Origin of the sequence: Confluentibacter flavum (assembly GCF_002843175.1) — a bacterium.
GTDB classification, from domain to species: Bacteria; Bacteroidota; Bacteroidia; order Flavobacteriales; family Flavobacteriaceae; genus Confluentibacter; species Confluentibacter flavum.
Genome location: NZ_PJEO01000024.1, coordinates 14,307 through 28,259, shown reverse-complemented (window position 1 = coordinate 28,259; position 13,953 = coordinate 14,307). Strand labels below are relative to the sequence as shown.

Here is a 13,953-nt window from a genome sequence, read left to right as displayed (position 1 = left end):
ATATACATTTATGGGCTCAACATAAGAAGTATATAAGAAGGCATTTTCGCTGGCCTTGGATTGAATACAATAAAAGAATATAAAAATAACGAAAGGCTAACATCGGTTAAGTGAAAATAGCGGGCAAATCGAGTAAAAAGTGATAACTTCTAACCAAACCGTTTTCTACTCATTTAGGCATTTGGGTATTGAATTTAAACACAAGTAAGAATTAATATTTCTCAAAAAGAGGTTTAAAAAAACGCTAAAAGCTAAACTGAAAGTTGATATATTCTATTAAAAGTAAACTATCGAAATTGATTTAGAGAAAAATACTTTATGCTTTTTGGGATAATATAGCGTGTTTTGAATACAATTAGATTAATAAATAAAATGAGGTGCGTAATTCGGTGCGTATATACCCAGAAAGACCTGCCATAAACCCAATAAAATAGGTAAAAGTAAGATTACGGATAGTTCCTCTTTCTCCGCAAAAGGAAGAAGCCGTCTCACAACTTGAGGCGGTTTTTTTGTGTTTTTTTTCTTGGATAAAATAGTGTTTTACGCTATATTTATAACTGATTTACAGATGATTACATATTAATTTCAAACATTATAATCAGCGACAGACCACACTTTTACCTTATTCGTTTGACGATTTTATTTCTGATAAACATCCAGTTCGGGTAGTTGACCAAGTTGTTGAATCAATCAATATCCAACCCTTATTAAAAGCATACAGCAAAGAGGGCAATCCAGGTTACCATCCAAAAATGTTGCTCAAGGTGATGCTTTATGCCTACATGACCAACATCTATTCTTCCCGAAAGATTGAACTGGCCGTTAGGGAGAACATCAATTTTATGTGGCTCACTGGCATGGCCATTGTTGACCATAATACAAACAATCGATTCAGGAGCAACAAGCTTAAGGACAGTTTTAAAGAAATTTTTATACAAGTGGTTTTAATGTTGGCATCAGAAGGATTTATTTCGTTGAAACAAATTTACACAGATGGCACAAAAATAGAGGCCCAGGCAGGTAGATATACCTTTGTTTGGGGAAATAGCATCAAGACAAGCAAAAACCAAAATGCTTACCCAATTGGAAGACTTATGGAATTATGCCCAAAGTATCTCCAACGACGATGGCCCCAATCCAGAACCGCCCGAGTTCAAGGAAATCAATAGAGAAACTATCCAAAAAACAGTAGAGCAAATAGATGCCAAACTAGCTGGGAACGAAAAAGCTTCATCAAAATCCAAAGCGAAACTTCATTACATCAAGCAAAACTTTGAGAAGAATCTTGAAAAATATCAAGAGCAGGAGGCTATTTTAGGCGAAAGAAAATCGTATAGCAAGACCGACACCGATGCCACTTTTATGCGCATGAAAGAAGACCATATGCAGAACGGGCAACTTAAACCAGGCTACAATGCCCAAATATCGACCGAGAACCAGATCATAGTAAACTATACATTGCACCAAAATCCAACAGACACCAAAACCCTAAAACCACATTTGGAAAACCTAAAAGAAACCTATGGAGAAGAGGTTTTTCAAGAAATGGAAGACATCACTGCCGATGCAGGCTATCGAAGTGAAGAGAACTACGATTACCTTCAAGAGCAAGGCCTAACGCCTTATGTGAAGTACAATACCTTTGATAAGGAACGAGGCAAGAATTATCAAAAAAAGCATAAACCCTTTAGCAAGGAAAATCTACATTATAATCAAGAAGAAGATTATTATGTATGTCCAATGGGACAAAAAATGCATAAAACCCATCAAAGCAGACGAACTACCGAAGCTGGATACATACAGCACTTATCACACTATGGGACCACAAACTGTGAAGGTTGCCCATTACGGGGTCAGTGTTTTAAGGCACAAGGAAATCGAACCATAGAACGAAACCACAACCTTGAAAGGCACAAAGAAAAAATCAGGGAACTCCTCACAAGCGAAACAGGATTATAAAAAAGAAAACAGCGCATGGCCGATGTAGAACCTGTATTTGCCCAACTCAAACACAACCATAATTTTAGACGGTTTTCATTAAAAGGAATCGAAAAAACAGAATTAGAGTTCGGTTTAATGGCAATTGCGCACAATTTAAGAAAGAAAATTGCCGCTTAAACGCAATTTTGCCCTCATTTTAAAATTAAAATGTTTTATCAAAATATCATCAAATAAAAAAACCGCCTCAAATTTTAGTATTGAGACGGCTTCTTTTTATTTTTATTCCAAAAGCTAAAAAGACCATTAATCTGTTAATCTAATTATCATTATTAAAATGGTTACCCACTTTCCATCCAACTTATTGATTCATCATCATATCATGGTCGTATTTACAACAACTAGGTAAATTGTTATAAGCATCTTCGATTCCTGCAACTTTTTCGGTATCATAACCCGATGTTGCAATCGCTTTATGAATAGCCATGGCATCTGTTTTGGTGTCATCAAATGATACATCAATTTTCTTTTTATCAACATCCCAATTGGCATTAACGACACCTGCAACACCATTTGCGGCCTTTTCGATAGTGGTTTTGCACATTTCACAGTTTCCTCTTACACCAAAAGAGATGTTTGTTGTAGCCATATCTTTAGAGGCTTCGATAGTAGTTGTTCCTTCTGTTTCTTGTTTGGTATTGTCTTTACAACTTGTTAAACCCATAGTCACTATTACAGCTATACTTAAAATTACTTGTTTCATTGTTAAAATTTAATTGTTAATAATTGATTTTACTTATTCTATTACTTGTTTTACTTCTCCACAGGTTAGCATCTTATCGCCAAAATAGGGGTTGATTACTATTTCTTCTTTACTTAACCAATAAGCGCCTTTGTTATTATCTGCCATGGGACAAAATTCTACATAGACTTTTTCATTGACACCAAACAACTGAACGGCATTAATTAAATGTGAGGACAGGTGTTTGAAATGGTTTCTTTGCTCTTTGATATTTGACGTTTTGGAAATAGATGTTGCCGATGTTTTTATCTCTTTTTCTAACGACATCCAATGGGTATGTGCCTTATTATCTGTTAATTGTTTCATGTCAACTTTAGACAGATTATTCAATAATCTTTTTGATTCTACCAATACGTTTTTTGAATCATCCTTAGCCAATACATCTTTCAATTTTATATAATCGTTTAAAACTGTTTTTAATTGATTTTGAAAATCTGAAGATACTTTAATGCGTTCATGATTGTCTGTAGCATTTAAAGAGGTATTTTCCATCCCCAAATGACCTTCGTGGCCAGTCGTCACTTTACCACCTGTTTTATTCATCATAGACTTTTTGCCTTGAAGTTGTGCAGCGGCATCCACTGTAAAAGTGCCATTTGTTACAATTTCGTTGCTATGATCCAATCCTTCCAAAACTTCATAATTATCCCCAATTTTATTGCCTAATTTTATTTCACGCATTTCAAAAACAGGCTGGTTTGGATTGGTTTTTATATACACTACAGAGCGTTCTCCTGTCCATAATACAGCTGACGATGGAATAGTTAAAATATCTGTTTTATTAACTAGAGTCCCTTCAATCATGGCTTGCACAAACATGCCTGGTTTAAATACCTCGTTTTGATTATTCAATACAACTCGCAAGGTTACAGTACGTGTTTTGGTATTTAAAATAGGGTCTATAAAATCTACGTTCCCTTTAAATTCTCTATTGGGAGAGGCATTTGTCGTAACTGTTACCTCTTGTCCTTTTTTAAATTGATCTATTTGGTTTTCATAGACATCAAACTGTGCCCAAACCGAATTGAGATTGGCAATTTTTAATAAGGGTTGCCCTTGTTTTATATAATCGCCTTGCTGTACCAATTTTTCAGTTACTGTACCTGAAACTGTAGCATAAACTGGGAGGTTTTCTTTTACTTTGCCTGTTTCTTCAATTTGATTTATTTGATTTTCAGAGAGCTTCCATAATTTTAATTTATTACGCACAGCGTTGTATAATGCAGGTTGCGATTCTTTTAAAGATGCTGCCGTAAGGAGTTCTTGTTGTGCTGCATATAATTCTGGAGAATATATGGATGCCAGTAGCTGACCTTTATTTATTTCTTCACCTGTGAAATTAACATGCAATTGTTCAATTCTTCCTGAAAAATAACTGACCTGTACAGCATTGGCCTCTTCATTTTCAGCAATTTTACCTGATAGTTTCATAACATGATCTTCTACCATGCCCTTACCTACAACTGTGGTTTGAATATTGGCTAGAGCCATGGCATTGTCTGTTAGCTTGAATTGGTCTGCTAACAACCCATCATTACCACTTTCAGCAGGGATTAAATCCATACCACAAATAGGGCAATCGCCAGGTTCTGGTTGCATAATCTGCGGGTGCATAGAACAGGTCCACATTTGATTCGTTTCTGTTAATGCATCGTGATTATGTTCTTTTTTTTCATTGGTAGAATGTCCAAAAAGTAACCAGCCTAAAAGGATACCAATGGTGAATAGACCAATATATATGACTATTTTGTTATTTTTCATTTTCTAAACGTTTTATCATTACTTTCATTTCCTCAATTTCTTTTTTCTGTGCTTTAATAATGTCTTCTGCCAGTTTTTTAACCTCTGGGTCTTGAATATCAGCTCTTTCACTGGTTAAAATAGCAATGGAATGATGCGGAATCATACCTTTCAACCAAAGCACGTCACCAATAATTGGTTTTTGCGCTCTAACTAAACCGAATGCACTAACGAATAGTATAAAGCTCCCAACAAAAATTGCTATATTTTTTTTCTTGTTCTTATACATTTTTCGCATAAAAAACCACATAATTACTGCCATGGTTGAAATCCCTAAACAGGTCATGTAAAAACGTGTTAAACTAAAATATACTTGGTCTATGGTATAGGTATTTAGATACATTGTGATGTACATGGCTATAAATGAGCAAGCCAACATTAAAAAGAATGTTTTGTAATTATTATTTTGTTTTGAATTCTCCATTTTATTTTGATTTTAAAAGATTGAAATTTGCATAGCAATCATTATGTCTATATTGATAAAGTTTAATTATGCATTGTTTGTCATTGGTTTTATTTTGTAAATGTGCTTCCTTTTACTGAATTAAATAATTAATAATTGTACTCTGAACATAGAAGTTTTTAATAGCTTCAATCTGGTTCATTTGAAATTTTAGTTGCAACTCCTGAATATCCAGTACATCATTAAACTTAATAGTTCCTGTTTCGTAACTTTTGATGAGAATCTCCTCGGCATCCTTTGCTTGTTGTAAGTTTTTAGCTTGAATTTTATAACTTATTCTTGCCGACATACGCTCATTAATAGCTTTATCTAGAAGTGTTTCCAAAGTATTTAATCGTTCTTGTTTTTGTGCGGTTATTTCTTGTTGTTGCAACTCATTTTGTTTGGTTTGCGATTTGTATTTGTTGTTGAATATAGGTATGGAAAATGATACCATGGGCATTACAATGTCTTTTCCGTTATCACTAAAATTCATATCGGGTCGTTGTTCTACACTGATGTAATCCAATCCAAAACCAATCATAGGACTGCTTTCTTTTTGGTTCACTAATTCAGATTGCTCTACAGATTGAAAGAGTTTATCGTATTTAATTAATTCAGGATGTAATGATAAATTGTCATTGTTGCTTTCAAAATCTTCTGAAGGGATTATCAAATCATCAATTACATGGATTGTAATATCTTTATCCCTATTCAAAAGCTTATTGAAAGCGGTTTGTTCTGTTAAATATTGTAGTTCCAAAACTTGTTTTAGTTGTTCTAACTCGTTCTGGCGCATCTGCAATCGCAATACATCTACTGCGGATGCTTTACCTACTTCAACGGATGTTAATGCCAATGTTTCATAAGTTTTAAGTAAGTTAATATTTTCTCTTAATACATCTTGCTTTGCTTTATTGGCGTATAAATTATAATAGGATTGCGATACTGAAGCCATTAATTTTCTCTTGGCAATGGCAATATCCTCATATTTTGCATCTGCCAAAGCACTTACATAATTTTCTCGTGAAGTAATGGTACCAAACCACGGCAGCATTTGTTTTGCAGATACCCTAAAACGTTGTGCGCCTGTTCTAGTTTCGGGTTCGCTCACAAAATAGCCTACGCCAAATTCGGTGTCGGGCAAGGTGTTGACTTCATTAACTTTTTCGGAAGCCATATTGTATTGTAATTCAAATTTTTGAATTTCCGGATTGTTTTTTAATGCCTCCTCAATCAAAGGTTCTAATTGTTGGGCATTTCCTATTAGAGAAAAGATCAAAGAACAAAGAACAAAGACCGCTTTAAATAGGATATGTTTATTATAGTAATTCATTTTTACATTTTTTAATCTATACGATACTTTCTTTACCTTGCCACTTAAGTTGAAATTCTTTTTTCCAACTAAACAATACAGGAACTAAAAAGTATGACGTAATATCTATGATCATACCTCCAAATATCGGGATTGCCATTGGTATCATGATGTCACTTCCCTTACCTGTTGAAGTCAAAACAGGAAGTAATGCTAATACTGTGGTAACGGTCGTCATGAGGCATGGACGAATACGTTTTCCTGCTGCCTCTAACGTTGCTGAACGAATCTCATGCTTGTCTGTTGGGCTTTGTTTATCAAAGGTTTGCATGAGGTAGGTACCCATAACAACGCCATCATCTGTAGCAATTCCAAACAAGGCGATAAAGCCTACCCAAACAGCCACACTTAAGTTGATGACTTTCATGTTAAAGAGATCTCGTAAGTTTTCCCCAAACAGGCTAAAATTCATAAACCACTCTTGACCATATAACCACATCATTATGAAACCACCTGCAAATGCGACTGCAATACCTGTAAAAATCATTAATGATGTTGTAACCGAACGGAATTGAAAATACAAAATCAAAAAGATAATCAACAATGCTAAAGGCACAACCACAGATAAGGTCTTTTCTGCCCGTAACTGATTTTCATACGTTCCTGTGAATTGATAGTTAATCCCTTCAGGTACTATTAATTCGCCATTATCAATTTTTTGCTGAATTAAAGCTTGTGCATTTTCAACGACATTTACTTCTGCAAAACCATCTAGTTTGTCAAACAATACATAGCCTACCAAAAAGGTGTCTTCACTTTTAATCACTTGAGGTCCTTGTTCATAACGAATGGTTGCCAGTTCGCTTAACGGTACTGGACTGCCTCTCTCAACAGGGATATAGATTTGCTGTAATTCGGTTGGATTGGCACGTAATTCTCTTGGATAGCGTACCCGTATACCATAACGTTCTCTACCTTCAACGGTTTGGGTTAAAACCATGCCACCAATAGCAACTGATAAGACATCTTGAACATTTTGTATTGAAATGCCATAGCGTGCTATTTTCTCTCTGTCAATATCAATCAGCAAATACGGTTTTCCAACAATACGATCTGCAAAAACAGCTTCATCCTTAACACCTTCTGCTTGTTTTAAAATGTTTTCTAACTGTACCCCGAATGCTTCAATTTGTTTTAGGTCTTGACCTTTGACTTTAATGCCCATGGGTGCGCGCATTCCTGTTTGCAGCATTACCAATCGCGTTTCAATAGGTTGTAGTTTGGGTGCTGAGGTAACACCTGGCAATTTGGCAACTTTTACAATGTCGTTCCAAATATCGTCTGGCGATTGTATTTCTGGTCGCCAATTGCGGTATAATTCACCATCATCGTCTGGGATGAGTTGAGACCTTTCGACTGCGCTCATGGTGACATCTTCCGAGTTATTGGGATTTGCGACATAACGTCCATCTTTCAATTCAAATAAACCATCATCATTTACTTTGTAACGTTGGCGTTCGCCGTTTTCAGTTAGCATATATTCAGGTTTGTACTGAATCATATTTTCATACATGGATAAGGGTGCAGGATCTAAAGCCGATTCTGCTCGACCTGCTTTCCCTACTACGGTTTCAATTTCTGGAATACTGGCAACAGCCATATCCAATTGCTGTAACACGCGTTTGTTTTCTTCTACACCAGCATGTGGCATTGAGGTTGGCATCAACAGAAATGAGCCTTCGTTTAAAGATGGCATAAACTCTTTGCCTGTATTTTTCATAATGAGAAAGCCCAAAACAAGAACCGTAGTCGGGATGGTCAAAAAGAGTAATCTATTGTGTAAAGCCCAATTTAAAATTTTGAGGTAATACTTTTGAAACAGTTCAAAAATTCCCAAAAATCCAAAACAGATGATACTGACAAAAATGAGATTCAAAATAAAGCTTTTACCTACTCCTAATGGTCTCCAATATTCTGCTAACAAGAATACTATGGCTGCTGCCGATAAAATGATATTGATGGTATTCTTGTTTAATGAAAAATTAAACTTAAAAAAAGACACATTGTAGGCCTCGCGCTCTGTAATGGCAAACCAAATGGCTGTGATACCGAAACCAATAAGCAAAATCCCAATCCAATAACCATACATCATAATGATAAGACCAAGTATTATCAATATGCCATTTAATACATAACTAGTTGTTTTTCTTATGTTTACTTTTTTGAATATAAAGGCAGCAAATGGAGGAATTAAAAATAATGCGATAAAAAGAGCTGCTACTAGAGCAAATGTTTTAGTAAATGCTAATGGTCGAAATAGTTTACCTTCTGAACCTATCAACGTAAATACCGGAATAAAGCTTATAATGGTTGTCATTACAGCGGTAACAATAGCGCCTGATACTTCAGCAGTGGCGTTATAAACTACCTGATTGATAGGCAACTTTTCACTTTTCTTTTCATCCTCATCTAAATGCCTTATGACATTTTCAGAAAGTATGACCCCCACATCCACCATAGTGCCAATAGCAATGGCAATACCAGATAATGCCACAATATTAGCATCGACACCAAACAGTTTCATTGCGATAAATACCATGAGCACCGCTACAGGCAATAAACCTGAAATCAAAACCGATGCTCGAAGATTAAATACCATAACGATAATGACCAGAATGGTGATTAAAATTTCTAATGTTAAGGCTTCGTTGAGCGTTCCTAATGTTTCTTGAATAAGTTCTGTTCTATCATAAAAAGGAACAATTGTGACTTGTGATGATCTACCATCAGCTAATACTTTTGAAGGCAACCCTGAACTTAACTCGTTAATCTTTTCTTTTACATTGTTAATGACTTCCATTGGGTTGGCACCATAACGAGCCACAACTACGGCACCCACTACTTCTGCGCCTCCTTTATCCAAAATTCCTCTCCGTGTTGCCGGACCTAATGAGACTTTTCCAATATCTTTTATACGTATTGATGTAAAATCTTCGGAAGTAACCACGGCGTTTTCTATATCCGAAATGGATTTCACATAACCCAAACCACGTACTAAATATTCGGCTTGGTTGATTTCGATGGTTTGTGCGCCAATATCCTTGTTGCTTTCCTTAACCGCTTTTACGACCTGATTTAACCCAATATTGTATTGCCGCATCAATTCAGGATTGACATCTACTTGATACTCTTGTACGTAACCACCAATAGAAGCTACTTCAGACACACCACTTGCAGATGACAAGGCAAACTTTACGTAGTAGTCTTGAATGCTACGTAACTCTTGTAAATCCCAACCACCTGTTACGTTTCCATTTTCATCCCGACCTTCTAAGGTGTACCAAAAAATTTGTCCTAATCCTGTAGCATCAGGACCCAAAGCTGGATTAACACCTTCAGGCAATAACCCGCTTGGTAATGAATTGAGTTTTTCCAGAATACGACTTCTGCTCCAGTAAAACTCTATATCTTCCTCAAAAATGATATAAATACTTGAAAAGCCAAACATAGACGAACTACGAATAGTCCTTACACCCGGGATACCGAGTAAGGAAGTCGTTAATGGGTAGGTAATTTGGTCTTCAATATCCTGAGGTGAGCGACCGTCCCATTTGGTGAATATAATTTGTTGGTTTTCGCCAATATCTGGAATAGCATCTACAGCTACGGGATTGCTTGGTAAAAATCCTGTATCCCAATTAAAAGGAGCGTTTACGGTTCCCCAACCTATGAAAAGGACGAGTAGTATTACAGCTACGAGTTTATTTTCTATTAAAAATTTGATGCTTTTATTCAGCATTGTAATGATGATTAAAACAATTAAACTTTGGTGTTATGAACACACCGAATACAACAAATTATCCTTACGATATTCTATCATAGGATAACACAGTCTATTGTTTATAAATCAAATTAAATAGGTCTCGTCAATCTTGTAGAGTTGTTTAGTAACGAGTGGTGGTTTGTATTCTTTGAATGTAGGTGCATTGTTATCTAAACCTTCAAAAAGGTTAATATATGTATGAACAAATGAAGTTATAAATACTTGCTTCTCTAAAGAAATTTTGTCAATTTTTAGTTGTAATTCATCTTGACCGTCAATCAATAATTGCTTGTCATTACAACAGTTCAATTTTGTAATGACACAACCTTCAGTTGAAGGATTTTGTAATTCCATACCACAACCTTTTGCCTTGTGAAGGAACGCTGTTTCTACCAAAGTATCCCCACAATAATGCATATTCAATGTAAAGGATAATGTAGAAAACAAGACTACAAAGGCCATTAACATTGACACTATTTTATGGAATATTTGTTTCATATTAATTGCTAAGTTACAAAATTTTAACAATTCTCTATTTTGTTTAACAGAAGTTTAAATATCGAGTAATAACATTATATTCAAAATAGGATTAATACATTTCAAATACTAACGCTTATTTATAAACCTCAATTCACTTTTAAGCATCACAACACCCGCTGTAAAATTGTCACCAAATCTTTTCTTTTAAAGGGTTTTTCCAGAAACCCATCCATACCATTTTCCAAACATCTTTCAATATCTTCCTGAAATGTGTTGGCAGTCATGGCTATGATTTTAACGGGAAAATCTACCAAATTCTGTTTTTCCAGCTCTCTAATTTTCAAGGTTGCCTCTATGCCTCCCAAAAGTGGCATTCTAATATCCATCAAGATAATATCAAAGTCTTGCCTTTCGAATAGCTCTATGGCCTCTATACCATTGTGGGCTAATTCAACATGATCCGATAATTCACTTAAAACAATTCGAGCCACTTTAATATTTATCAAATTATCTTCAACAATTAAAAACCTTTTATTTTTAAATGCGAACTGATAGTTCTCACTTTCTGCCCATTCAATAACCCTGTCTTCGTATTGCATTTCCAGAACTTTAAAAATGGTATTTAATAATTGGTTCATTTTAATAGGCTTGTTAAGTCCTACTTCAAAACCGTCCTTATTCAGTGCTTGAGTGATAGAAGATAGTAAAATAAGTTTTATGTCTCTGGTTTCTGGGTTTTGCTTAAGGCTTTGCACAAAAGCTTTACCATTGATCTCAGGTACTTGGTAATCGACCAATATCAGGTCTACCGTAGTGCCTTTTAGAGATGCTTTTTTCAAGAAATCGTAAGCTAGGGCCCCATCATTCAATTCAACAACCTCCATACTCCAAGCTTCAAGATAATTCTTTAATATATACCTATTGGTTTCATTATTATCAACCACTAGCACACGCTTTCCTTTCAGGGCTTCTTTATTAAGAATTAGATTTTGCCTTATAGCTTCGTTTGAAATAGGAAATACGGCTTTGAAAAGGAACGTCGAGCCAACATCTGGTGAACTATCAAGTTCTAAGGCTCCTCCCATTTGATCAACCAATCGTTGTGAAATGGCCAAACCGAGCCCAGTACCTCCATATTTTCTAGTGGTAGATGCATCTACTTGGGAAAATGATTTAAACAATTTTTTTTGATTTTCTTTTGAAATGCCAATACCAGAGTCCTTCACCTTAAACTCAATTTCATGGAAACCATCATTGTTTGCTATATGGTTTACATAAATGGCAACCTCTCCTTGAGAGGTAAACTTGATGGCATTGTTGACCAGATTGGTGATAATTTGTTTTAACCGTATATAATCGCCACTAACAAATTCTGGAATATTTGGATCTATAAATGTAAATAGGTTTGTTGATTTTGACCCCGCAGGCACTAAATGAATATCGGCAACCTCTTCAATAATGCTTCTAATGTTTATGGGAACAGTTTCCAATTCCATATTTCCGGATTCAATCTTGGAAAAATCTAAAATATCATTGATTAACGACAACAAAGTTTGACCCGATTTTACGATGATATCTAAATACTCCATTTGAATAGGTTCGAGGGAAGATTTACTTAAAATATCGGCCATACCAATAATGCCATTCATGGGTGTTCGAATTTCATGGGACATATTAGCAAGGAATAAACTTTTAGCTTTATTGGCCTCTTCTGCTTTTTCCTTGGCAACGGCATACCGCTTTTTAGTTAATTCTTGCATGGTCGCATCACGTGAAACACCAACAAGACCAATAATTTTAGAACTCTTATCCCTTATTGGCACTTTTGTTACAGAAAGCCAAATAGTATTGCCATCTAGGTCTTGTAACTTTTCTACCTTATTGATTATTTCCACACCTTTTTCAAGAACAGCCTCGTCTTGTTTTTCATATCTATGGGCAGCATCTTTAGATAGAAAATCCGCATCCGATTTTCCAATGAGATCATCAATATCAATTTTAAAAAAATTAGCAATGGCTTTGTTTGCGCGAATATATTTAGAGTCCATGTCCTTGAAATAGATGTAATCAGGAACATTGTTCATGAGTATTTGCAAAAAGTCCTTTTCTTTCTCTAGTCTGTCTTCTAATTTTTTCTGCTCGGTAAAATCATGGGAAATGCCAACAATACCTATAACCTCCTGTTTGCTACTAACAATTGGAATCTTGGTAGTTAACTCCCAAAAACGTTCTCCATTTTTTATATAGCTTTCCAGTTTATTCAAAATACTGGTTCTCTCACTCATAATTCTTTGTTCATCATCAAAAGCTTCTTGGGCATGTTCATGACCAAAAAAGTCAAAATCAGTTTTTCCATAAAGCGCCTCTGGTTCCGATAATCCAAACATTTTTGCCAATGCCATGTTGCAACGAATAAATTGGGAATCTCTATTTTTAAAATAAATCCTATCAGGCAAGTTATCCATCAACAAATCCATGTATCTTTTTTCCCTACGTAAATCTCGTTCAATTAGGTATTCATTTGTAACCTCCCTAGAAATGCCTACCATTCCTATAGATTTGCCTTTAGAATCCTTTAATGGTATTTTTGTAGCCTTTACAAACTTCTCTCCACCAGACGTAACCAAGTGTTCTAATTTTTTAATCAATGGAATACCGTTTTCCATTAACGATTGTTCATCGTTATGAGCTTCCCTACTTTGATTTTCACCAAAAAAATCTTCATCCCTTCTGCCTATGGCTTCCTCTGGAGAAGCAATCCCCAAGGTATTGGCTTGTGCATGATTTATTTTGGTAAATCTGGATGCCCTGTCCTTAAAGTAAATGGCATCAGGTATGTTAGCCATAAGAAGGTCTAAAAACCGCTGGCTTTCTTCTAATTTATCTTTTTGCTCAATATATGCCTTATCAATCAGTTTTAATTTTGAAAACAATTCAAAAATAGCGATAGAATCAAACTCGTTTGGGAACTGAAACATTCTTATATGGGGATACTGTCCAGCTCCAAAGGGCGTTCCATATAGAATAACAGGAACATAATAGCTGGGATCGTTTAGAGAAATACAGTTTGGAATGTCCCCACTTAATCCGGGGTTATCAAACAATATTGCATCTGGTTTGTTTTTTTTTATGGCTGCATTTAATAGTTTTATGTCGCCAAAAAAACAATAGATTAAGCCTTCGTAACAAGGTAGCGATTCCAGTAAAAAATCAAAGTCATTTTCACAAAATACAAACAGTCTTTTCATTTGTCTATTATTAAAATAATCTAAAAATACTGGTTGGTTTTTTAAGATTTTAAGTGCACAATAGCATCATATTTAGTTTATAGACACACGCTTTTTACAGTTTGC

7 protein-coding genes and 1 pseudogene are annotated in these 13,953 nt (G+C 35.2%); 1 reads left to right on the top strand and 7 read right to left on the bottom strand.

Going from position 1 to position 13,953, the window contains the following annotated elements:
- Positions 1-578: 578 nt before the first annotated feature.
- Positions 579-2,118, top strand: a pseudogene (locus tag CSW08_RS07850) (IS1182 family transposase).
- 181 nt (positions 2,119-2,299) lie between these two features.
- On the opposite strand, the gene CSW08_RS07845 reads toward CSW08_RS07850, so the two are convergent.
- The 7 genes from CSW08_RS07845 to CSW08_RS07815 all read right to left on the bottom strand — a co-directional run bounded on the left by CSW08_RS07845 (position 2,300) and on the right by CSW08_RS07815 (position 13,848).
- The gene (locus CSW08_RS07845; protein ID WP_106659355.1) at positions 2,300-2,701 is read right to left on the bottom strand and encodes a heavy-metal-associated domain-containing protein; all 402 of its coding nucleotides are present in this window, start codon (positions 2,699-2,701) and stop codon (positions 2,300-2,302) included.
- A 33-nt stretch (positions 2,702-2,734) separates the two neighbouring features.
- A complete protein-coding gene (locus tag CSW08_RS07840) occupies positions 2,735-4,501 on the bottom strand; it encodes an efflux RND transporter periplasmic adaptor subunit (protein ID WP_106659354.1) in 1,767 nt (588 codons plus the stop codon).
- Positions 4,491-4,964, bottom strand: coding sequence for a DUF305 domain-containing protein (locus tag CSW08_RS07835; RefSeq protein WP_106659353.1), 474 nt, complete (start codon positions 4,962-4,964; stop codon positions 4,491-4,493). The genes CSW08_RS07840 and CSW08_RS07835 overlap by 11 nt, the downstream gene beginning before the upstream one ends.
- 112 nt (positions 4,965-5,076) lie before the next feature.
- Positions 5,077-6,318 carry a TolC family protein gene (locus tag CSW08_RS07830; RefSeq protein WP_106659352.1) on the bottom strand — a complete coding sequence of 414 codons (1,242 nt, stop codon included), beginning with the start codon at positions 6,316-6,318 and terminating at the stop codon, positions 5,077-5,079.
- A 16-nt stretch (positions 6,319-6,334) separates the two neighbouring features.
- The gene (locus CSW08_RS07825) at positions 6,335-10,096 is read right to left on the bottom strand and encodes an efflux RND transporter permease subunit (protein WP_106659351.1); all 3,762 of its coding nucleotides are present in this window, start codon (positions 10,094-10,096) and stop codon (positions 6,335-6,337) included.
- Between the two features lie 108 nt (positions 10,097-10,204).
- A complete protein-coding gene (locus CSW08_RS07820) occupies positions 10,205-10,618 on the bottom strand; it encodes an HYC_CC_PP family protein (RefSeq protein WP_106659350.1) in 414 nt (137 codons plus the stop codon).
- A 146-nt stretch (positions 10,619-10,764) separates the two neighbouring features.
- The gene (locus tag CSW08_RS07815) at positions 10,765-13,848 is read right to left on the bottom strand and encodes a PAS domain-containing protein (RefSeq protein WP_106659349.1); all 3,084 of its coding nucleotides are present in this window, start codon (positions 13,846-13,848) and stop codon (positions 10,765-10,767) included.
- Between the last annotated feature and the right edge of the window lie 105 nt (positions 13,849-13,953).

Bases quoted from the DNA above. Each gene is read 5' to 3' on its own strand.
- CSW08_RS07825 (WP_106659351.1), bottom strand. From the start codon at position 10,096: ATGCTGAATAAAAGCATCAAATTTTTAATAGAAAATAAACTCGTAGCT.
- CSW08_RS07835 (WP_106659353.1), bottom strand. From the start codon at position 4,964: ATGGAGAATTCAAAACAAAATAATAATTACAAAACATTCTTTTTAATG.
- CSW08_RS07845 (WP_106659355.1), bottom strand. From the start codon at position 2,701: ATGAAACAAGTAATTTTAAGTATAGCTGTAATAGTGACTATGGGTTTA.
- CSW08_RS07820 (WP_106659350.1), bottom strand. From the start codon at position 10,618: ATGAAACAAATATTCCATAAAATAGTGTCAATGTTAATGGCCTTTGTA.
- CSW08_RS07840 (WP_106659354.1), bottom strand. From the start codon at position 4,501: ATGAAAAATAACAAAATAGTCATATATATTGGTCTATTCACCATTGGT.
- CSW08_RS07815 (WP_106659349.1), bottom strand. From the start codon at position 13,848: ATGAAAAGACTGTTTGTATTTTGTGAAAATGACTTTGATTTTTTACTG.
- CSW08_RS07830 (WP_106659352.1), bottom strand. From the start codon at position 6,318: ATGAATTACTATAATAAACATATCCTATTTAAAGCGGTCTTTGTTCTT.